This window comes from Streptomyces sp. G5(2025) (assembly GCF_049542075.1).
Taxonomy (GTDB): Bacteria; Actinomycetota; Actinomycetes; order Streptomycetales; family Streptomycetaceae; genus Streptomyces.
The window spans coordinates 3986025-4006949 of record NZ_JBMUZT010000006.1 but is presented as its reverse complement, the minus strand read 5'-3'; the positions used below and the strand labels follow the sequence as shown (position 1 = coordinate 4006949).

The following is a 20925-nucleotide window of genomic DNA, read 5'->3' as shown; positions in this document are numbered from 1 at the left end:
TTCAGGCCTCCAGGCCCGGAGGTCTGCCCGCCGACCAGTGGAAGAGTGCCATGCCGACGCTCGTCGCCAGGTTGTAGCTGGAGACCTGGGGCCGCATCGGCAGGGACACCAGGTGGTCGGCCCGTTCGCGCAGGGCGGCCGACAGGCCGCTGCGTTCGGACCCGAAGGCGAGCACGGCGTCGTCCGGGAGCTCCAGCCCCCGGATGTCGACGCCCTCCGCGTCGAGCGCGAACACCGGCCCGGGCGGCAGCTCCGCGACCTCCATCCGCTCCACGGCCGTCGCGAAGTGCAGGCCGGCCCCACCGCGTACGACCGTGGGGTGCCAGGGGTCGAGCGTCCCGGTCGTGACGACACCGGTCGCACCGAACCCGGCGGCGAGCCGGATCACCGCCCCGGCGTTGCCGAGATTGCGGGGGTCGTCGAGCACGACGACCGGCGCGGACCTCGGCATGCGCCCCAGCGCTTCGAGGTGGGCCGCCCGCGAAGGACGTACCGCCAAGGCGGCCGTCGCGGTGGGGTGCAGGCGGGGCACCAGGGCGCGCAGCCGCTCCTCGGGGACCTCCACCAAAAGCGTGTCCAGCGCGTCTCTCACATCGGGCGCCAGCTCGTCGGCGAGGGCCAGCGCGCCCGCGCGGTCGCCGGTCAGCGCGACCGGCACCCGCGCGTCGAAACGCAACGCGTGCTTGATCGCGTGGAAGCCGTCGAGCAACACCGAGGTGTCGACAAGCCCGCGCCAGGCGCGCACGGCGTCGTCGGGGTGCGTCGCGTCCGCCCTGGTCATTCGGGGCCCGCCGCAGCCGTCCTGTTCATGGAGTGAAGCCTACGCGCGCGTCCTCGACGGTCTCCTCGTCCCGCCGCGGGCCCCCGGCGGGCCGTCGTGCCAGAGGGCCACGGCGCGTCCGGTGGGAGAGCGGCACGCGCGAGAACGGCACACGGGAGAACGGCACACGGGTTAGCGGGATGCGGGTTAGCGGGATGCGGGAAACCACCGCTCCACGCGCGCGTGCCGCCCATCCGCCCAGGCGCAGCAGGAACGCCGTCGGCAGGAAGACCGCGTCGGCCGTGATCATCGCGAGCGAGAAGAACGGCAGTCCCAGGACGACGGCGATCACGGCGTGCTCGAAGATCATCGCCGCCAGCAGGATGTTCTTCACCCGGCGGTTGATGAGCGTGAAAGGGAAGGCCACCTGCACGGCGACCGTCCCGTATGTCACCAGCATCAGCATCACGCCGTTGGACGACAGCAGGTCGGAGAGGGCGGGCCACGGCGAGAAGTAGTCGAGGTTCAGCGGGTAGTACACGGCCGTGCCGTCCTGCCAGCGGCTGCCTTGGATCTTGTACCAGCCCGCGGTGGCGTAGATCAGGCAGGCCTCGACCATGATCACGAGAAGTCCCGCGTTGTGGACGAGATTGGCGATGACGTCCAGCAGCTTGCGCAGTTCGCTGTGCCGGGCGCGCCGGCCCACCGCCCCCCACAGGCCGTGCACGAGCCACAGCCCCCAGAAGATCACCAGCCACCAGCGGCTGAGCTCCCCCATGAACGTCACGACGGACAGAGCGAGGCCGAGCACCCACCAGAGCGCGAGCCCGACCCGGTCGACCGGCGGGTCGACCGGTGGGGCCACCGGGGGGGCCACCGGTGGGGCGGGGCGGGGTTCGACCGCTCCCCCTTCGCCGACGCGGGCCGCTTCCGCACGCGCACGCGCGCGTGCCGCACGCCGCGCGTCCAGCGACCAGACCTGGCCGCACCGGGTCAACACCAGGTAGGTCGCCATCAGATGGATGACGTTGTCGCCACCGTCGCCGATGAAGATGCTGCGGTTCTGGAGCGACAGCACGCCGATCATGAACAGCACGGACATCGTGCGCGTGCGCCAGCCCAGCATCAACAGGGCACTGCTCAGGATCGCCAGCGCGTAGACGATCTCGAACCAGACCCGTCCGTCCGACCACATCAGAACCGTGAAGGCGTGGTTGCCCGTGATGAGCTGCTGGGCCATGTCCCAGGCCCAGGGGCCGTCCGGCCCGTACATCTCGTGACGGTGCGGCAGCTCCCGCAGCAGGAAGAACAGCCAGGTGGCGGCGAATCCTATGCGGACCACCGCGGTCTGGTACGGGCCGAGGGCCGCGCCCGTGACGTTGCTGATCCCCCGCGTCAGCGGGCGTTCGATGCGGGTCACCGGGCAGTCACCTCGGTGTTCGGACGCGTATCGCTTTCCGAACCGCTTCCTGAGCCGCTTCTCGAACCGCTTTCCGAACCGCTTTCCGAACCGCTTCCCGAGGCGAGCGGGAGGTCGTCGGGCGTCACGGACCACCAGGGGAGAACCCGGTGGATCGGCTTGGGGGACACCTTCTCCTCGCTCCACTTGGGCGGCCGCACGTTCGTGGTCCTGGAACGCAGCTGTACGCGCACCATCTCGTCGCCCTTGTCACCGGGCCGCTCACGGTCGAGCCGCATGTACGCGATGCGGCGGATGTAGCGCTCTGAGAGCTGGCCCCGCAGGCCGACGGGACGATTCTGCGCGTCGTGCGAGCCGACGTAGAAGTCCCAGGCGCGCCGCAACTCGTTCTGCTGCGTGTGGCTGGGCAACAGGTTGCCGTCGATGTCGGCGCCGTCCTGTGCGGAGAGGTCATACCAGTCGGTGGTCCGCACCCCTCCCTCGGCGGTACGGAGCTCCGCCCGGGCCTGCACCGCGACGTTCTGCTGGAGGGGGTTGGGCGCGAAGAGCTTCCAGTTCTGCTCGAACTCGGGGTAGACCCAGGCGTCGACCACGTCGCCGTGCTGCTTGGTCAGGGTGTTCGATGGAGCGACATGCAGGAAGAGCATCCCGATGTGGACGCATGCGGCCACGGCCACGAGCGCGAGGGCACAGGCCGCGGCGATCTGATAGCCGAGCTTCAGACCGGCGATGCCGGGGGGCGGGTTCTCGGGCATGGCCGACGGCGGGGCGCCGGGCGCCGGGTGTATGGCTGCCGGGGCGGGCGGCAGGGGGGCGTCGTCCGAGGCGGGCTGCGGGCGATCCGGGGCAGGCTGCGGCTCGTCCGGGCCGGGCCGTGAAGCATCCGAGGCGGGCCGTGGGGCGTTCGGGACAGGCGGGGAGGCATCCGGGGCAGGCCGTGGGGTGTCCGGGACAGGCTGGGAGGCATCCGGGGCAGGCCGTGGGGTGCCCGGGACAGGCGGGGAGGCATCCGGGGCAGGCCGTGGGGTGTCCGGGACGGGTCCGGCAGGCCTTTCGGGCCCCCCGCCACAGCCCTTGTCGTTCCCGTCCATTCCGCCCCGTTCCCCGATCCCGCTCGACCCCTGCCGCCGGAACGGTACTCAGGCCTGCCCGCCGCGCACAGCGTCCGCGAAGTTATCCACAGGGTTGACACCTTATGGCCAGGCGCCGCACCATTGAATCCAACGAACCGAACGATCGGTCGGTCGGTTGGCTCAGGTCGAGGGGGACCGAGATGGCGACAGCAGCCGCACACAAGGCGGCGAGGACGGAGCCGGGCGAGGCAGCGTCCTCGGCGGTCTCGGCGTCCTCGGCCGCGCGCACGGCCGAGCAGCAGGCCGCCTTCGACGAGGCGGTCGCCGCTGACGAGCGCATCGAGCCGCGCGACTGGATGCCGGACGCGTATCGCACGTCCCTGGTCCGGCAGATCGCGCAGCACGCGCACTCCGAGATCATCGGCATGCAGCCGGAGGCCAACTGGATCACGCGCGCCCCCTCCCTGCGGCGCAAGGCGATCCTCATGGCCAAGGTGCAGGACGAGGCGGGTCACGGCCTGTATCTCTACAGCGCCGCCGAGACGCTCGGCACCAGCCGCGACGAGCTGCTCGACAAGCTGCACTCGGGCCGCCAGAAGTATTCGTCGATCTTCAATTACCCAACGCTGACCTGGGCGGACGTCGGCGCGATCGGCTGGCTCGTGGACGGCGCCGCGATCACCAACCAGGTCCCCCTCTGCCGCTGTTCGTACGGCCCCTATGCCCGCGCGATGGTTCGCGTCTGCAAGGAGGAGTCCTTCCACCAGCGCCAGGGGTACGAGTCCTTGCTCGCCCTCAGCCGCGGCACCCAGGCGCAGCACGAGATGGCGCAGGACGCGGTGAACCGCTGGTGGTGGCCCTCGCTGATGATGTTCGGGCCGCCCGACGACGAGTCCTCGCACTCCGAGCAGTCGATGGCCTGGAAGATCAAGCGCCATTCGAACGACGAGCTGCGCCAGCGCTTCGTGGACATCTGCGTCCCCCAGGCCGAGTCACTCGGCCTGACGCTCCCCGACCCGGACCTCGTGTGGAACGAGGCACGGGGCCACTACGACTTCGGCCCGATCGACTGGACGGAGTTCTGGGACGTTCTCAAGGGGAACGGCCCCTGCAACGAACAGCGCATCACCCAGCGCAGGCGCGCCCACGAGGAGGGTGCCTGGGTCAGAGAGGCCGCGGCGGCCTACGCCGAGAAGCAGGCGGCCGTGCCCCGCACGGACAGTCCGCCCAGCACGCACGCGACCGACACCGCGCGACAGGACACCGCCGCACAGCACGGAGAGGCGACCGCATGAGCAGCTCGACCGACTGGCCACTGTGGGAGGTCTTCGTCCGCTCCCGCCGCGGGCTCTCCCACACCCACGCCGGCAGCCTGCACGCGCCCGACGCGGAGATGGCCCTGCGCAACGCCCGCGACCTGTACACCCGCAGGAGCGAGGGCGTCTCCCTCTGGGTCGTGCCCTCCACAGCGATCACCGCCTCCTCGCCGGACGAGAAGGACTCCTTCTTCGAACCGGCCGGTGACAAGCCCTACCGCCACCCGACGTTCTATGAGATCCCGGAGGGGGTGAAGCACCTGTGACCGCCACCTCGCCTTCGCCCACTGCCACTGCCTCGGCTCAGGCCTCGCCCGCCCTCGCCCTGGGGGACGACGCCCTGGTGCTCTCGCACCGCCTGGGGGAGTGGGCGGGCCACGCCCCCGTCCTCGAAGAGGAGGTCGCCCTGGCCAACATCGCCCTCGACCTGCTCGGCCAGGCCCGCGTCCTGCTCTCCCTGGTCGGCGACGAGGACGAGTTGGCGTACCTCCGCGAGGAGCGTGCCTTCCGCAACCTCCAACTGGTCGAGCAGCCGAACGGCGACTTCGCGCACACCATCGCCCGCCAGCTCTACTTCTCCACCTACCAGGCCTTGCTGTACGGCCAGTTGGCCCCGGGTGACGGCGAGCTCGCGCCCTTGGCGGCAAAGGCCGTCAAGGAGGTGGCCTACCACCAGGACCATGCCGAGCAGTGGACGCTCCGGCTCGGCGACGGGACGGCCGAGAGCCGCGCGCGCATGCAGCGCGGGCTCGACGCGCTGTGGCGCTTCACCGGCGAGATGTTCCAGCCGGTGGGCGGCCTCGACGTCGACTGCCAGGCCCTTCAGGACAGTTGGACGGCGTCGGTGACGGCCGTCGTGGAGCGGGCCACTCTCACCGTGCCCGGCGGGCCCCGGACCGGCGCGTGGACGGCGGGCGCCGGACGCCAGGGCCTGCACACCGAACCGTTCGGACGGATGCTCGCCGAGATGCAGCACCTGCACCGCAGCCACCCGGGGGCGTCATGGTGACGACCGCGCCCACCGCGCTGGAGGCGGAGCTCCTGGCCCTCGCGGGCTCGGTGCCCGACCCGGAGCTGCCGGTGCTGACCCTGGCCGACCTCGGTGTGGTGCGCGGCGTGCGGCTCGTCGCCCCCGGCAAGGTCGATGTCGAGCTGACGCCCACGTACACCGGCTGTCCGGCGATCGAGGCCATGACGTCCGACATAGAGCAGGTGCTGCACGAGCGCGGCATGGCCGAGGTCTCGGTGCGCACGGTGCTCTCCCCCGCCTGGTCGACGGACGACATCAGCGCCGAAGGCCGCCGCAAGCTCGCCGAGTTCGGCATAGCGCCCCCGCGCTCCCACCCGACGGACGGCCCGGTTCCGCTGAGCCTCGCGATCCGCTGCCCGCACTGCGGCTCGACCGACACGGAGCTGCTCAGCCGCTTCTCCTCCACGGCCTGCAAGGCGTTGCGCCGCTGCGTCTCCTGCCGTGAACCCTTCGACCACTTCAAGGAGTTGTGATGGCCCGCTTCCACCCGCTCCGGGTAGCGGCGGTCGACCGGCTCACCGACGACTCCGTGACGCTGACCTTCGACGTGCCGCCCGCGCTGCGCGAGGAGTACCGCTTCGCCCCGGGTCAGCACCTCGCCATCCGCCGCTTCGCCGACGGCACCGAGATCCGGCGTACGTACTCGATCTGCTCCCCCGCTCCACGCCCCGACACTCCGGGCGAGCCCCGGACGCTGCGGGTCGGGGTGCGCCTCGTCGAGGACGGCGCCTTCTCGACGTACGCCTTCAAGGAGCTCGCTGTCGGGGACGAGCTGGAGGTGATGACCCCGGCCGGCCGTTTCACCCTGGAGCCCGCACCCGGACGCTACGCGGCGGTGGTCGGCGGCAGCGGGATCACCCCGGTGCTCTCCATCGTCACGACGCTCCTGGAGCGCGAGCCGCTGGCGGATTTCTGCCTCATCCGCAGCGACCGCACCGCCGCCTCGACGATGTTCCTGGAGGAGGTCGCCGACCTCAAGGACCGCTGGCCGGACCGGTTCCAGCTGGTGACCGTGCTCTCCCGCGAGGAGCAGCAGGCGGGCCTCGACTCCGGGCGTCTCGACGAGGAGCGGCTGACCCGGCTCCTGCCGGCGTTGCTGCCGGTGGCGGAGATAGAGGGCTGGTTCCTGTGCGGCCCGTTCGGCCTGGTGCAGGGCGCGGAGCGGTCCTTGCGCGCGCTCGGCGTGCCCCGGAGACGCATCCACGAGGAGATCTTCCACGTGGACGGCGGTGTCGCCACCGTGACCTCGGCCGCGGCGACCCCGGCCCCGGCCCCGGCCCCGGGGGCCACCGTCTCGAACGGCAGGGTGACGGCCACCCTCGACGGGCGCTCGGGCACCTGGGCCGTCCTGGACGGCGAGACGTTGCTGGAGACGGTGCTGCGCAACCGCGCGGACGCGCCCTACGCCTGCAAGGGCGGGGTGTGCGGGACCTGCCGCGCCTTCCGGGTCTCGGGCGAGGTCCGGATGGACCGGAACTTCGCGCTGGAACCGGAGGAGACGGAGGCCGGTTATGTGCTGGCGTGCCAGTCGCATCCGGTGACGGACACGGTGGAGTTGGACTTCGACCGCTGAGCCGTCCTGGCCGGGCGGCACCACGCGGGGCTCGCCTGTTCCCTTTTTCTAGAACCTGTTCTATCTTGGCGCACCGTCACGCGCCGTCGGGTGCGAGCCGCCGGATACGAACCGGCGGATGCCAGCCGACGGATGCGAAGAGGCCGGCGCACGGGAGGACAGGGGGACAGGCAGTGGACTTCACCTTCACCGAGGAACAGCAGGCCGTGGTCGAGGCGGCCAAGGCGCTCTTCGCCGACGTCGTGCCGGACGGGGTGCCGAGCCCGGCCCTCACGTCCGGCGCCGTCGCCGAGGACTTCGACCGCGCCCTGTGGTCCAGGCTCGCCGACGCCGACCTCCTCGGCGTGCTCATCGGCACCGAGCACGGCGGCGTGGGCCTTGACGCCATCGCCCTGTGCCTGGTGCTCCGCGAGTCCGCGAAGGTCCTCGCCCGGGTGCCGCTCCTGGAGAACAGCGCCGCCACCTGGGCTGTACAGGCCTACGGAAGCGCGGAGTTGAGGCGGCGGGTGCTCCCCCGGGCCGGGCGCGGGGGGCTCGTCCTGACCGTCGCCGCCAACGGCCGGACCGGCCACGACGCCGCCGAGCTGGCCGTCACCGCGCAGCGCGACGGCGACACCTGGCTCCTGGACGGGCTCCAGACGGCCGTCCCCTGGGCGCAGAACGCCGACCTGGCCGTCATACCCGCCCACACACCTGACGGGCGCACCGTCCTGGCTCTCGTCCCGCGGGACCACGAGGGCATCACCCTCGCCGAGCAGTACGCCACCAGTGGGGAGCGTCTCGCCGAGCTGCGTCTGGAGGGCGTTCGCGTCGCCGCGTCCGACGTCATCGAGGCAGACGGTGCCTGGGACCGGCTGCGGGACCTGCTCGCCACCGGCACCTGTGCGCTCGCGCTGGGTCTCGGGGAGGGGGTCCTCCGTATGACCGGTGAATACACCAGCAAGCGGGAGCAGTTCGGCCACCCCGTGGCCACGTTCCAGGCCGTGGCCGTGCAGGCCGCCGACCGCTACATCGATCTGCGCGCCATGGAGGTCACCCTCTGGCAGGCCGCCTGGCGGATCAGCACCGGCGCGGACGGCGCGCTGCCCACCGCCGGGGACGTGTCCGTAGCCAAGATCTGGGCGTCCGACGGCGTACGGAGGGTCGTGCAGACGGCCCAGCATCTGCACGGCGGCTTCGGCGCCGACACCGATTACCCGCTGCACCGCTACCACGCCTGGGCCAAGCAGCTGGAGCTCTCCCTCGGCCCGGCAGCGGCACACGAGGGAGCACTGGGCGACCTGCTCGCCGCCCACGCCCTCGGCTGAGACGCCCGCCAGGGGGAGGCTCAGATGACGGAGCCCGGCTCGCCCTTGTCGTCGACGACGGGGCGGCCCGCGGCGTCCCAGGCCTCCATGCCACCGGCGACGTTCACCGCGTCGATGCCCTGCTGTCCGAGATACATCGTGACCTGGGCGGAGCGTCCGCCGGACCGGCAGATGACGTTGACCTTGCCGTCCTGCGGCGCGGCCTCGATCAATTCGCCGTACCGGGAGACGAATTCGCTCATCGGAATGTGCAGCGCACCCGCCGCGTGGCCGGCCTGCCACTCGTCGTCCTCCCGGACGTCCAGCAGAAAGTCGCCGCTCGTGAGTTCGTCGACACCGACCGTGGGCACATGAGTTCCGAAAGCCATGTCCCCGACGCTACCCGACCTGCGCGGGACCTCGGACACACCCGGCATGATCAGGCCGTCAGGCGAGCAGGCGGACGCGCGAACCGGCGGATATGCGGATACGCGGTCAGGCGATCAGGCGATCAGACCGTCAGGCGATCAGGCGAACAGGCCGTCAGGCGGTCAGGCGGTCAGGCGGTCCAGTTCGGCCTCGCGCTCGGCGACCTGCGCGAGCAGCTGCTCGGCGATCTCGTCGAGCAGCGTGTCCGGGTCGTCGGGCGCCAGGCGCAGCATGCCGCCGATCGCGCTCTCCTCCAGCTCCTTGGCGAGGACCGAGAGGAGCTCCTTGCGCTGGGCGAGCCATTCGAGCCTCGCGTACAGCTCCTCGCTGCGGGTGAGCCGCTGCTCCTCGGGGACCGGCCCCGCGGCCCACTCCTCGGAGAGCTCGCGCAGCAGTGCTTCGTCGCCGCGGGCGTACGCGGCGTTGACGCGCGTGATGAATTCCTCGCGCCGCTGCCGTTCGCTCTCCTCCTGTGCCAGGTCGGGGTGCGCCTTGCGGGCCAGCTCGCGGTAGAGCTTGCGGGCCTCCTCGCCGGGCCGCACCCGCTGCGGGGGCCGCACCGACTGGTCGGTGAGCATCGCGGCGGCTTCGGGGTAGAGCCCCTCGTCGTCCATCCAGCCGTGGAACAGCTCCTCGACGCCCGGCATCGGCATCACCCGCGCCCGCGCCTCTTCCGCCTTGCGGAGGTCCTCGGGGTCGCCGGTGCGGGCGGCGGTGGCCTCGGCGATCCGCGCGTCCAGTTCATCGAGGCGCGCGTACATCGGGCCGAGCTTCTGGTGGTGCAGGCGGGAGAAGTTCTCGACCTCCACCCGGAAGGTCTCCAACGCGATCTCGTACTCGATCAGCGCCTGCTCGGCGGCGCGCACGGCCCTCTCAAGCCGCTCCTCGGGCCGAGCGACCGGCTCCTCGGGCCGAGCGACCGGCTCCTCACGAGGTGCTTCGCTCGCGTCTTCGCCTTCCGCCCCCGCCTCACGACCGCCTTCGGACCGCGCCCTGAGCCGCTCCTTCAGCTGGTCCTTGAGCCGCCCTCCGGAACCCGGCCGCTGCGCCCCCTGACCGGGGGCCTCGGAAGACGGAGGAGCCTCGGCAGACCCGGGGGGCTCAGGGGACTCGGGCGGCGTCGGCTCGGCTTCCGGGATCGTCACTCGTCCAGCGTAGGCCACCCGGCGCCCCGCTCCGGAAGCACGCCGCGAGCGCGGCCGTCACACCCCCGCCTCGGCGGCTGTCCGTCCCTCCTTGACAGCCCGCACCAGCAGCGCGTGATCGGCCTCCGTACGGTCCGCGTACGCCGTGGCGAACCGTGCCATCGCCTCGTCCAACTCCTCGTTCTTGCCGCAGTACCCCGCTATGAGGCGTGGATCGGCGCTGTGCGCGTGGGCGCGGGCCAGCAGGGCGCCGGTCATGCGGCCGTAGTCGTCGAGCTGGTCGGGGCTCAGCGCCGCCGGGTCCACGCTGCCCTTGCGGTTCCTGAACTGGCGTACCTGGAAAGGGCGTCCGTCGACCGTCGTCCACCCGAGGAGGAAGTCGCTGACGACCTGCATCCGCTTCTGGCCGGAGACCACCCGCCGCCCCTCGTGCACGGTGTCGGGCGCCTTGAAGCCCGCCCCGGGCAGCTGCGGCAGGAGAGCGGAGGGCCTCGCCTCCTTGACCTGGAGCACCAGTGGCTCGCCCCGGTGGTCGAGCAGCAGCACCACGTACGACCGCAGGCCGACGCTGCCCGTGCCCACCACCCGGAACGCCACGTCCTGGATCGCGTACCGCCCGAGGAGCGGCAGGCGGTCCTCGGCGAGCGTCTCCCGGTACTCCCCGAGGGAAGCGGCCACCGCGGCCGCCTCCGCGTCCGGTACGCGCCGCAGCACGGGCGGGGCGTCGACGAAGCGACGCCCCTCGGAACCGTCGCCGCCCTCGACCCGCTCCGTCGACTTCGCGGCGAACCGGGCGCTCGTGTTCTGCCGGGCCTTCTCGGAGACGCGCTCCAGCGTGCCCATGAGGTCACGCGCGTCCGTGTGCGAGACCAACTCCTCGTCCGCGATGGCGTTCCACGCGTCAAGGACCGGAAGCTTGGCGAGCAGCCGCATGGTGCGGCGGTAGGCCCCCGCGGCGTCCAGCGCGGCGGCCGCGCAGACGTCCTCGCCCGCGCCCGCCTCGCGTCCCGCCAGCACCAGAGAGGTGGCCAGCCGCTTGAGGTCCCACTCCCAGGGGCCGTGCACCGTCTCGTCGAAGTCGTTGAGGTCGATGACGAGGCCGCCGCGCGCGTCCCCGTAGAGCCCGAAGTTCGCCGCGTGGGCGTCTCCGCAGATCTGCGCGCCGATACCGGTCAGCGGGGCATGCGCGAGGTCGTACGCCATGAGCCCCGCGGAGCCCCGCAGGAAGGCGAAGGGGGAGGCGGCCATCCTGCCCACCCGGATCGGCGCGAGTTCCGGGAGCCGGCTGCGGTTGGTCTCCTCCACCGCGGCCACGGGGTCGGGACGCCCGACGTCCACCGTGAACTCGCCGTGCGAGGCCCGGGGCACGCGCCGACGCAGCGCCTTGCCCTCCCTTTTGGGCGAGCTCTTGGGTGAGCTCTTGGGTGAGCTCTTGGGTGAGCTCCGTGCGGGCCACTCGACGAAGCCCGGCACCCGAGGTATCCGCTGCTCCTGCTGCTCCTGGCGCCCCTGCCGGTCAGAAATCTTGCCGTCGTGCTCCGCCATGCTCATCGCCCCACCCCGTCGGCCACCGGTCAACCCCGATCCGACTTCGACGGTACCGCCACACGCCGACCGCCCTCAGAGCCTGTGGATAACTTCGCCTCCGAGTCGTAGGTCGCCGATCTGGTCGAGAATCCTCTCCGACGACGCCATGTGGTGGCCGGCGGTGAGGACATCGCGCAGGCACCGGTCGAGCGGGGTGCGCCCGGTGTACACCGCGGCCGATCCCACGACGTCGTACAGGAGTTGGACCGCCTCCCGACAGGACCGGTGTGCGAACTGGCGGGCGAGCGCGGTCGTCCCGGGTTCGGGGGCGCGGCCCGCCGCCTGTGCGGCCCAGGCGTCGTTCAGCGTGGCGTATACGTAGGCGTCCGCCGCACCGATCAGCGACTCGGCGAGCGCGAGGTCGGCCGGGGCGCCCGGCCGGGGCAACGCGGTCCGCCTGTCGGTGAGGATCTCCCTGGCGGCGTTCAGCGCGGACCTGCCGATACCCAAGGGCACGCCCGCCATCTTGAGGGCGAGGTTGTCGGCCCGCAGGTGGAGCGGCTCCTGCCGGGAGCCGGGCGGCACGAGTTCGAACGTGTGCCGCTCCGGGACGAACAGGTCGGTGACCTCGAAGTCGTGGGAGCCCGTGCCGCGCAGCCCCGTGGTGTGCCAGGTGTCGAGCACCCGTACGTGCGCGGCGTCGAACACGGCGATCCGCGAGGTGCCTTCCGGAGTCTGGAATCCGGCCACCACGCGGTCGGCGTGGGTGATGCCGCTGCCGTAGGTCCAACGGCCGGAGAGGACGTAACCGCCCTCCCGCCGGACCGCCCGGCCGGCCGACGGCAGCACCGTCGCGGTGATCAGGTCCGGGTCCGGGAACAGCTCGGTGAAGACCTCCTCGGGCAGCGAGACCACAGCGAGCGAAGCGTTCAGCGCGACGGCCGCGCACCAGGCGACCGAGGCGTCCCCCTCCGCCAGCACATCGACCGCCCGCGTGATGTCCGGCACGGTCATCTCGACACCGCCGAGGGCCGGTGGCAGTGCGGCGCGCAGCAGGCCGGTGGTCTTCAGGCCGTCGAGTACGGCACGGGGGAGGCGGCCTGTCCGCTCGATTTCCGGTGCGGCCGCCGGGAGGCCCGAGGCGTACGCCCGTACCCGGTCCATGACCGTGGTGGCGGTGAGGCACGTCTCCGCCCGGATCGGCAGTTCTATGGTGGTCATCCGGTCCTCCGGCGTCGGTTGTCTCGTGCTCCGGCTTGCTTCTCTTGGTCCTGCGCGTACGGCAGATCCTGCGCGTACGACAGGTCCTGCGCGTACGGCAGATCCTCCAGGGCCTTGCCGAGTTCGGCCGCCAGCGTCTGGAGGTGCGGGGGGCGCATGACGCTGTAGTGGTCGCCGGGTATGTCAACGCTCTCGGCGCCGTCACCGAGGAGGTCCAGCCACTGCCGGGTGGTCGCGGGGGTGGCCCCGTCCATGGCGCGCAGGAGCCGGACCCGGCCCCGGTACGGGGTGGGTTCGTGGTCGGCCAGCGCGCGGCTGAGGCGCAGGAACCGGCCCGCGAGCCGTTCCAGGGTGGCGGCGTCGATGTCCGGCAGGACGCCCGCCTGCCGGGCCCGCGTCAGCAGTTCTTCGGCCGTGGAGTGGTCGTCCGTGGGTTCGAACTCGGCGGGCTCGGGGTTCCCCTCACCACCCGAGAGGCCGGTCAGGTCGCGGGTGAACCGGGCCAACAGCGCGGCGTCGGAGGCCGGTTCAGCCCGGCCGGGCGGTTCGAGCAGGTCCACAGCCGCGACCAGCTCGACTGTGCCGCCCCGCGCGGTGAGCAGGCGGGCGATCTCCAGGGCGATGACGCCGCCCATGGACCAGCCACCGAGCCGGTACGGGCCCGCCGGGAACCGTTCGGTGATGGCGTCGGCGTAATGCGCGGCCAGGTCCGCGACGGTCACCGGCGCCGGTCCGAGCAGGTCGTCCGGATCTCCGAGGTCCGCATATCCGCGGTCCGGGTACCGGAGGGCGTGGAACGGCTGGTCGTCGTCCAGGAGGGCGGCGAGTCCGGCGTAGCAGAGCACGTTGCCGCCGACCGGGTGGACGAAGAACAGCGGCGGCCGGGTTCCGGACGCTCTGAGTGTGACCAAGCCCGTCCGGTCCGCGTCGTCGGGCTGATCGCGCAGCGACCCGGCGGGTACGTCGGCAAGGACCTCGGCGGGTGCCTCGGCAGGCACCGCGGCCGGCACCTCGGCAAGCGCTTTGGCCAGCGATTCGATGGTCGGCCGGGCGAGCAGCGTGGCCACCGACAGCGACCGGCCGGTGCGCTGCCGGATGCGGGCCATCATCCGCACCGCGATCAGCGAGTCGCCTCCGAGGTCGAAGAAGTTGGCCGTGACGCCCGCGCCGAAGCCGACCGGTTCGACCGGTTCGACTGGTTCGACTGGTTCGACCGGTTCGACCGGGCCGTCCGGGCCGTCCGGGCCGTCCGGACCGTCGGCAGGCGCGAAGAATTCGGACCAGATCTCGCCGAGGAGCCGTTCGGTGGCATCGCGCGGTGCGACTGCCTCCGCCGAGCGTGGAGCCCGCTCCTCGGGTGAGGGCAGACGGCCGCGGTCCACCTTGCCGTTGCCTGTCAGCGGCAGCTCGTCCATGAGGACGATGCGGGCGGGCACCATGTAGCCGGGCAGTTCCCGGCCGAGTGCCTCGCGCAGTTCGTCCTCGGGGGTGCCCGACACGGCGTAGGCGACGAGCCGCCGGGGGCCGCCCCGCTCGCCCTCGGCCACCGCGGCCACCGCGCGGACGTCGGGTCGGCGCAGCAGCGTCGCCTCGACCTCACCGAGTTCGATCCGATGCCCCTGGACCTTGACCTGGGAATCCGCGCGCCCCAGGAACTCGATGGTGCCGTCCGGCAGGTAACGCCCGAGGTCACCGGTCCGGTAGAGCCGTTCCCCCGTCACCGGGTGGCGCGGGAACGCCGCGCGCGTCTTCATCTCGTCGCCGAGATAGCCGCGGGCGAGGCCGGTACCGGCGATGTACAGGTCACCGGGCACCCAGGCCGGACGTGGCCGCAACGCCTCGTCCAGCACATGGAAGCGCTGATTACGCATCGGCCTGCCGTACGGGATGCTCGTCCACTCGGGGTCCACGACGGTGATCGGATACTGGATCGACCAGATGGACGCCTCGGTCGCGCCGCCCAGGCTCCAGGTCTGCGCGTTCGGCAGGACCTTGCCGATGGCCGCGGGGAGGGTGACGGGGATCCAGTCGCCGCTCATCATCACCACGCGCAGCGACGACGGCCCGCCGATGGCCCGCGCGTGTTCGACGAACATGTCCATGAGCGCCGGGACGCTGTTCCAGATCGTCACGCCGTGCCGGTTCACCAGGTCCAGCCAGGCGGCCGGTTCACGTTGCGCCGACGCCTCGGGCAGGACGACGGCTCCGCCGACCGAGAGCAGGCCGAACACGTCGTAGACCGAGAGGTCGAAGTTGAACGCGGACAGGCCGAGGACGCGGTCGCGTGTGGTCACGCCGAAACGGTCGTTGATGTCCCGGATCGTGTTGACCGCCGCGGCGTGCTCGATCATCACGCCCTTCGGGACCCCGGTGGAACCCGAGGTGAAGATGACGTAGGCGAGGTCGTCGGGGCCTGCCGGGGAAGCCGGCGGGGTGGGGGTGCAGGGAGCGTGCGCGCCGCTGCCGGCGTCCGGCTCCGTCTCGACGTCCCGCGCCGTGTCGACGCCCCGCTCGGTGTCGACGTGCAGCCGGCGGGTTCCGTCCGGCAGGTCGAGTCCGTTCGCGACCGCCGACCGGGTCAGCACCAGCTCGATGCCGGCGGTCTCCATGATCACCCGGAGGCGGTGGCCGGGCACAGCGGCGTCCACCGGTACGTAGGCGGCCCCGGCCTTGAGGACGCCGAGCGCCGCGACGACCTGCTCCCAGCTTTTGTCCATAACGATGCCGACGAGCACGCCGGGACCCGCCCCGTGGTCGGTCAGCCACCGGGCGATCCGGTCGGAGCGGCGGTCCACCTCGCCGTAGTCAAGGGTCCGGGTGGCCGTGATGACGGCTGGTGCGGCCTGCCGGGACCGGGCCTGCCGCAGGAACGCGTCGTGCAGCAGCTCGCGGGTGACGGGGGCGTCCGTGGCGTTGGCCGCCCGTCGCGTCTCCAGGTCGGCCGCCGGCACGGGCACGGACGGCGGGCGGTGCCACGCTCTCTCGCCGCACAGGTCGCCCACCAGGTCGAGGTAGGCGGCCCACATCCCGTCGACGACGCCGTCCGGGAACATCTCCTCCACCACGTCCCAGTTGAGGAGCAGTTCCCCGGCCTCCTCCACAGCCTGGTGGTCGAGCCACACCTGCGGCGTCCGTACGGAACTGGAGGCCAGGCTGCCGGAGGCGCCGAGCGTGGTCAGGGCCGTGATCCCGCCGTGCTCACCGTCGCCCCGGCCCGCGAAGCCGAGGGTGCTGGTGAAGACCACGGGCATGCTCGCCAGGCCGGTTCCGCCGCGCGTGCGGTTGAGCTCGCGCAGTACCTCGACGCCGCTGACGTGCCCGTGGTCGAGGTCGGTCAGCAACTGGTTCTGCAGTCGCACCGCGCATGAGGTGAAGTCCTGGGCGGGGGTGGCGTCGACCTCCAGGAGAGTGGTCGTGCTGAGATTTCCGACGATCCTGCCGACGTCCTCGTGCAACGGTCGCCGGTTGAACGCGAGCAGGTTGAGCGTGAACCGTGGCGAGGCGCTCCAAGCGCCAAGGACCTGGGCGTACGCCGTGCACAGGGCGGCCGAGGGCGAGACACCCGCCGCGGCGGCATGGTCCTTGAAACGCTGCCATGCCCCGCGCTCGATCCGGCCCGTCCGGTGGGTGAACACCGGACGCCGCGGTGCCGGGCCCGCGCGCAGCGGCAGGCCGGGCGCGGGCGGAAGGGTCGCCGCGCGGGCCTGCCAGTAGGCGAGCGACTTCTCGCGCTGCGCGGCATCCGTCCCGGTGGCGGCGAGCACGTAATCGCGGTAGGTGATGGCGGGGCCGGCGCCACCGGCGTCCCGGAACGGTAGGTCTCCGCCCATTCCTGGAAGAGCAGCCCCGCGCTCCGGCCGTCCACGATCAACGCGTCGAAGTTGAGGTGCAGCCGGGTCGTGTGCGCGTCGAGCAGGGTCGCCCGGACATCGAACAGCGGCCAGACCTCGGTGTCGAAGACCTGATGCCGCATCTCCTCGTGGATCTCCGCCAGGCGGCGCTCCCGTTCGGCGTCGTCGCGCCCCCGCAGGTCGACGGTGGCGATCCGGTACTCGGGGACTTCGGCGAGCACCCGCTGGCGCCCGTCTCCGGACACGACCGCGCGGAGCATGTCGTGCCGGTCGACGAGGTGCCGGAAGGAGGCGGCGAGCCGGTCGAGGTCCGTCTCCCGCAGGTCGATCTCGACGAGGAAGGACGTGGATACGTTGCCGAGCTCGAAGGCGTCGGTCCGGCCGACCAGGTAGGCCTGCTGGAGGTCGGTGAGGGGGAACGGTTCGTGGCGGGAGGTGGGGTTGGCGGCGGGGTTGGCGGTGAGGTTGGCGGCCGGGGCGGTGGCCGGGTTTGAGGGCGGGGCGGTGGGCAGGTCGGTGGCCGGGTTTGTGGCCGGGTTTGTGGCCGGGTTTGTGGCCGGTGGCACCGCCGTGGGGCGGGCGACCGGTGCCGGCCCGGTCCGCTCCGTGCCGCGCGGCGCCTGGGCGGTCCGCGCGATCTCGGCGACGGTCCGCGCGATCTCGGTGACGCTCCGGCCGTCCAGCAGCTCCCGCAGCGGGAGGTCGACTCCCAGCCGCCGGGCGAGGGTATGCCGGATGTCCATCGCGATCAGCGAGTCGATGCCCAGGCTCCGCAGCGTCCGGTGCAGGTCGTCGCCGGTGACGGCCGCGCCGCGCGCCCGGCCGACGATGCCGATCGCGAGTTCGGCGGTGTTCTCGGGCTCAGGTGCTCCCGGGGGCTCGTGCGTCCCGGGTGCCGTGGGCCTCCTCTCCGTGCCGCCGACGGCCTCCGCCTCCGGTGCGGGTTCAGCGGCACCGGGGCACACCGCGCCGGGCACCGCTTCCAGGCGTACGCCATCGGCGAGCGCCACGGGTGTGCCGTCGGCGGCGACGAGCCGGACCTGCGCGACCAGCGGTCCGGCGACGGGGGAGGCGGAGGCGGTGGCGGTGGCGGTAGCTGTGGCAGCCGGCGCCTGTTCCCAGCGGTCGGCTTCGGCTTCGGCTTCGGCTCCTGCTCCTGCTCCCGTCCAGAGCCAGTAACGCTCGCGCTGGAACGGGTATCCGGGCAGCACCGCGGGTGGCCCGGCGACCTCGCCGTGCACGTGCGACCAGTCGATCCGGGCGCCTTGGGTGTACAGGGCGCCCAGGCTGTCGAGGAGAGTGCGCCGGGCGCCTTCTCCCTCACGGAGCGACGGCAGGACAGCGATGTGCCCGGCCGCACGGAGCTCGTCGTGGTCGTGGTCGTGGTCGTGGTCGACGAGCTCGGTCATGCGTACACGGTCGAGGAGCGCCGACGCCGACGCGGGACCGATCTCCACGAAGGTCCGGTGTCCGTCTCGCAGCAGCCTGGCGATGCCGTCGGCGAACCGCTCTCGGTCACCGGCGTCCGCCGGGGTCCGGGCCGCCGCCCGCTGCGCGTCCGCCATGCCCATCGTGCCCATGACGCACGCTGCCACGGGATCTCCGATGCCGTGTCCCAGGGCGGCGGCGGGCTCCACGCCCCACGACCGCCAGAGCTCGGCGAGCGCGTAGGCGACGGCGAACGGTGAGGGGTTGTCGCCGCCGTCCGTCCCGACGCAGCGGTCCAGGGCGCCGCGGAAGACCGGCTCGGCCTCCGCCAGCTCGGCGGCCCGTGCGGCGGAGAGCGAGTCCGCCCCGCCGGTGAAGAGGAACACCGGCCCCCGGCCGGTCTCCGGGGCCCGCGCGCCGACGCGCACACCGTGCGGCGGTGCCGCGGCCACCCGCGTCCGCGTGAGGAGGTCCCGCAGCTCGGCGCGTGAGGACGCGACGGCCGTGAGCCGGTGCGCGAAGTGCGAGCGCCCGAGGCTGGTGGTCCGGCAGATCGACGCGAGCGAGGCGGTACGGGCGACGGGTGAGCCGTCGGCGACGAACGAGTCGCCGCCATGCGGAAACCGGCCGTCGTGGTCCGGAAGCCGGCCGTCGTCGTCCGTGAGCAAGTCGGCGTAGCGCGCGGTGAGCGCTTCGAGCGCGACCGGCGTCTTGGCCGACAGGGTCAGCAGACACGGCCGGCCCTGCGCGGCGACCGTACCTTGCCAGGCGGTGGCCGGAGCGTGCGCGGCGGGGGCGGACGCCTGCCCGGCGGCGGCCGGGGCTTGCCTGGTAGTGGCCGGGGCCTGCCGGGCGGAGGCCAGAGCTTGCCCGGCGGCGGAAGCCTGTCCGGAGGCCAGGGCCAGCCCGACGGATCCCGGAGCTTGCCTGGTGCCGGCCGGAGCTTGCCCGGCGGTGGCCGAAGCCTCCCCGACGGAGACGAGGCCTTGCCCGACAGCGGCCGGAGCCTGCCTGACGGTGGTCGAAGCCCTCCCGGCGGTGACCGGAGCCTGCCCGCCAGCCACCGACCCCTGCCCGACGGCCACCGGGCCCTGCCCGACCGAGACCGGCGCCTGCCCGACCGAGACCGGCGCCTGCCCGACGACCACCGCAGCCTGCCCGCCAGCGGCCGAGGCCTGCCCGACGGCCACCGGAGCCTGCCCGACCGAGACCGGCGCCTGCCCGACGACCACCGCAGCCTGCCCGCCAGCAACCAACCCCTGCCCGACGGCCACCGGGCCCTGCCCGACCGAGAACGGCGCCTGCCCGACGACCACCGCAGCCTGCCCGCCAGCAACCGACCCCTGCCCGACGGCCACCGGAGCCTGCCCGACCGAGACCGGCGCCTGCCCAACAGCTGACGAAATCTGCCCCGCAGCTGCCGAAGCCCGCCCCACAGCGAGCGGTGCCTCCTCGATGATCACGTGTGCGTTCGTTCCGCTGATGCCCTGTGAGGACACCGCGCCACGCTTCGGGCCCGATGTCTCGGGCCACGCCGTCTCCTCCGCGACGAGTTCCACCGCGCCCGTCGACCAGTCGACATGCGGGGTGGGCTCGGCCACGTGCAAAGTGGCGGGGAGCCTGCCGTGCCGTATCGACAGGACCGTCTTGATGACGCCGGCGACGCCCGCCGCCGCCTGGGCGTGTCCGATGTTGGGCTTGAGGGAGCCGAGCCGCAACGGCCGGTCCCGGTCGCGCCCGTACGCGGCCAGCAAGGCGCGCGCCTCGATGGGGTCGCCGAGCGGGGTGCCGGTGCTGCTCGCCTCCACCACCTGGACGTCCTCGGGCGAGAGCCGCGCGTCCGCCAAGGCCTTCCGGATGACCTGCTGCTGCGCGGCCCCGCTCGGCGCGGTGAAGCCGTTGCTCGTGCCGTCCTGGTTCACCGCGCTGCCGCGCACCACGGCCAGCACCGGGTGGCCGAGGCGCCGCGCGTCCGACAGCCGTTCCACCAGCAAAACGCCCACGCCCTCGGAGAACCCGCTGCCATCGGCGGTGGCCGAGAACGGGCGGCACCGGCCGTCCGGCGACAGCCCCTGCATACGCGTGAACTCGGTGAACAGCTGCGGTGTGGACATGACCGTCGCGCCACCCGCCAGTGCCATCGCGCACTCGCCGCGACGCAGCGACTGCACGGCCAGGTGCAGCGCGACCAGCGAGGACGAACAGGCCGTCTCCACAGTGATCGCGGGCCCGCGCAGGCCGAGCGTGTACGAGATCCGGCCGGACGCGGCACCGCCCGCCGTCCCGGTCGCCAGGAAGCCCTCGGCCTCCTCGGGCACCGCACCGCGCCCCATTCCGTAGTCACCGCAGGACAGCCCGGTGAACACGCCGGTCTCGGTGTCACGTACCGACTCGGGGTCTATCCCGGCGTCCTCGAAGGCCTGCCAGGCGGTTTCGAGGAGCAGCCGCTGCTGTGGGTCCATGGCCAGGGCCTCACGCGGGCTGATCCCGAAGAAGCCGGCGTCGAAGTACGCGGCGTCGTAGAGGAAACCGCCGGAGCCGGTGAGGCTACGACCGGCCTGCCCGGGCTGGGTCTCGTGCAGATCCTCGTCCCAGCCCCGGTCGCGTGGGAACGCGCCGACGGTCTCCCCGCCCGAGGACAGCAGCCGCCACAGGGCGTCCGGCGAGTCGACCCCGCCCGGGTACTTGCACGCCATGCCGACGATCGCGATCGGCTCGCGGTCGCCCTCCTCCAGTTCACGCAGGCGCTCGCGTGCCTGGTGCAGGTCGACGGTCAGGCGCTTGAGGTATCCGAGCAGCTTGTCGTTCGTGTCTGACATGTCTGATCCGATGTCGGATCGGGGTGCTGATCCCATGCGGATCGGCC

The 20925-nt window shown here is 72.5% G+C and carries 14 protein-coding genes and 2 pseudogenes; 6 read left to right on the top strand and 10 right to left on the bottom strand.

Translation table 11 applies throughout. The features are described from left to right. Position 1: 1 nt before the first annotated feature. Genes ACOBQB_RS28995 through ACOBQB_RS28985 form a run of 3 tightly spaced genes read right to left on the bottom strand, consistent with a single transcriptional unit; the run spans position 2 to position 2935 of the window. A complete protein-coding gene (locus ACOBQB_RS28995) occupies positions 2-781 on the bottom strand; it encodes a TrmH family RNA methyltransferase (protein WP_423595709.1) in 780 nt (259 codons plus the stop codon). 25 nt (positions 782-806) lie between these two features. Continuing rightward, entirely contained in the window at positions 807-2180 is a 1374-nt protein-coding gene (locus tag ACOBQB_RS28990) for an HTTM domain-containing protein (protein WP_423595707.1), read from the bottom strand. After that, positions 2177-2935, bottom strand: a complete 759-nt coding sequence (locus ACOBQB_RS28985; RefSeq protein WP_423595705.1) for a DUF5819 family protein — start codon at positions 2933-2935, stop codon at positions 2177-2179. Before ACOBQB_RS28985 ends, ACOBQB_RS28990 begins: the two co-directional genes overlap by 4 nt. A 518-nt stretch (positions 2936-3453) precedes the next feature. Between ACOBQB_RS28985 and paaA the strand changes: the two genes are divergently transcribed. The 6 genes from paaA (at position 3454) to ACOBQB_RS28955 (ending at position 8479) form a co-directional block, all read left to right on the top strand. Then, on the top strand, positions 3454-4548 hold the full coding sequence (gene paaA / locus ACOBQB_RS28980) for a 1,2-phenylacetyl-CoA epoxidase subunit PaaA (protein ID WP_423595703.1): 1095 nt from the start codon (positions 3454-3456) through the stop codon (positions 4546-4548). Next, the gene (paaB, locus tag ACOBQB_RS28975) at positions 4545-4835 is read left to right on the top strand and encodes a 1,2-phenylacetyl-CoA epoxidase subunit PaaB (protein WP_069171673.1); all 291 of its coding nucleotides are present in this window, start codon (positions 4545-4547) and stop codon (positions 4833-4835) included. Before paaA ends, paaB begins: the two co-directional genes overlap by 4 nt. Continuing rightward, positions 4832-5578, top strand: a complete 747-nt coding sequence (gene paaC, locus ACOBQB_RS28970) for a 1,2-phenylacetyl-CoA epoxidase subunit PaaC (protein WP_423595700.1) — start codon at positions 4832-4834, stop codon at positions 5576-5578. The genes paaB and paaC overlap by 4 nt, the downstream gene beginning before the upstream one ends. Then, positions 5572-6072: a 1,2-phenylacetyl-CoA epoxidase subunit PaaD gene (gene paaD, locus ACOBQB_RS28965; protein WP_423595698.1), complete on the top strand. Its 501-nt coding sequence runs from the start codon at positions 5572-5574 to the stop codon at positions 6070-6072. Before paaC ends, paaD begins: the two co-directional genes overlap by 7 nt. After that, the gene (locus tag ACOBQB_RS28960; protein ID WP_423595696.1) at positions 6072-7172 is read left to right on the top strand and encodes a 2Fe-2S iron-sulfur cluster-binding protein; all 1101 of its coding nucleotides are present in this window, start codon (positions 6072-6074) and stop codon (positions 7170-7172) included. Before paaD ends, ACOBQB_RS28960 begins: the two co-directional genes overlap by 1 nt. A gap of 173 nt (positions 7173-7345) precedes the next feature. Next, positions 7346-8479 (top strand): acyl-CoA dehydrogenase family protein, encoded by a 1134-nt coding sequence (locus ACOBQB_RS28955; protein WP_423595694.1) that lies wholly within the window; start codon positions 7346-7348, stop codon positions 8477-8479. Between the two features lie 20 nt (positions 8480-8499). On the opposite strand, the gene ACOBQB_RS28950 is transcribed toward ACOBQB_RS28955, so the two are convergent. From ACOBQB_RS28950 to ACOBQB_RS28920, 7 genes and pseudogenes are all read right to left on the bottom strand, one after another. Next, on the bottom strand, positions 8500-8847 hold the full coding sequence (locus ACOBQB_RS28950) for a rhodanese-like domain-containing protein (protein ID WP_423595692.1): 348 nt from the start codon (positions 8845-8847) through the stop codon (positions 8500-8502). Positions 8848-9009: 162 nt separating this feature from the next. After that, positions 9010-10032, bottom strand: a complete 1023-nt coding sequence (locus ACOBQB_RS28945) for a hypothetical protein (protein ID WP_423595691.1) — start codon at positions 10030-10032, stop codon at positions 9010-9012. Between the two features lie 57 nt (positions 10033-10089). Then, positions 10090-11577 carry a DUF2252 domain-containing protein gene (locus ACOBQB_RS28940; protein WP_423598829.1) on the bottom strand — a complete coding sequence of 496 codons (1488 nt, stop codon included), beginning with the start codon at positions 11575-11577 and terminating at the stop codon, positions 10090-10092. Positions 11578-11652: 75 nt separating this feature from the next. After that, the gene (locus tag ACOBQB_RS28935; protein ID WP_423595689.1) at positions 11653-12780 is read right to left on the bottom strand and encodes an acyl-CoA dehydrogenase family protein; all 1128 of its coding nucleotides are present in this window, start codon (positions 12778-12780) and stop codon (positions 11653-11655) included. Beyond that, positions 12777-16610, bottom strand: coding sequence for a non-ribosomal peptide synthetase (locus ACOBQB_RS28930; RefSeq protein ID WP_423595687.1), 3834 nt, complete (start codon positions 16608-16610; stop codon positions 12777-12779). Before ACOBQB_RS28930 ends, ACOBQB_RS28935 begins: the two co-directional genes overlap by 4 nt. After that, positions 16595-19495: pseudogene (locus ACOBQB_RS28925) on the bottom strand (condensation domain-containing protein); the annotation flags it as partial. The gene ACOBQB_RS28930 and the pseudogene ACOBQB_RS28925, both read right to left, overlap by 16 nt. Before the next feature lie 6 nt (positions 19496-19501). Then, positions 19502-20836, bottom strand: a pseudogene (locus ACOBQB_RS28920) (type I polyketide synthase); the annotation flags it as partial. Positions 20837-20925: the final 89 nt, after the last annotated feature.

Excerpts from the sequence above, each read along its gene's own strand:
- ACOBQB_RS28995 (WP_423595709.1), bottom strand. The coding sequence starts at position 781 with ATGACCAGGGCGGACGCGACGCACCCCGACGACGCCGTGCGCGCCTGG.
- ACOBQB_RS28985 (WP_423595705.1), bottom strand. The coding sequence starts at position 2,935 with ATGCCCGAGAACCCGCCCCCCGGCATCGCCGGTCTGAAGCTCGGCTAT.
- paaA (WP_423595703.1), top strand. The coding sequence starts at position 3,454 with ATGGCGACAGCAGCCGCACACAAGGCGGCGAGGACGGAGCCGGGCGAG.
- paaB (WP_069171673.1), top strand. The coding sequence starts at position 4,545 with ATGAGCAGCTCGACCGACTGGCCACTGTGGGAGGTCTTCGTCCGCTCC.
- paaD (WP_423595698.1), top strand. The coding sequence starts at position 5,572 with ATGGTGACGACCGCGCCCACCGCGCTGGAGGCGGAGCTCCTGGCCCTC.
- ACOBQB_RS28960 (WP_423595696.1), top strand. The coding sequence starts at position 6,072 with ATGGCCCGCTTCCACCCGCTCCGGGTAGCGGCGGTCGACCGGCTCACC.
- ACOBQB_RS28950 (WP_423595692.1), bottom strand. The coding sequence starts at position 8,847 with ATGGCTTTCGGAACTCATGTGCCCACGGTCGGTGTCGACGAACTCACG.
- ACOBQB_RS28940 (WP_423598829.1), bottom strand. The coding sequence starts at position 11,577 with ATGGCGGAGCACGACGGCAAGATTTCTGACCGGCAGGGGCGCCAGGAG.
- ACOBQB_RS28935 (WP_423595689.1), bottom strand. The coding sequence starts at position 12,780 with ATGACCACCATAGAACTGCCGATCCGGGCGGAGACGTGCCTCACCGCC.
- ACOBQB_RS28930 (WP_423595687.1), bottom strand. The coding sequence starts at position 16,610 with ATGGGCGGAGACCTACCGTTCCGGGACGCCGGTGGCGCCGGCCCCGCC.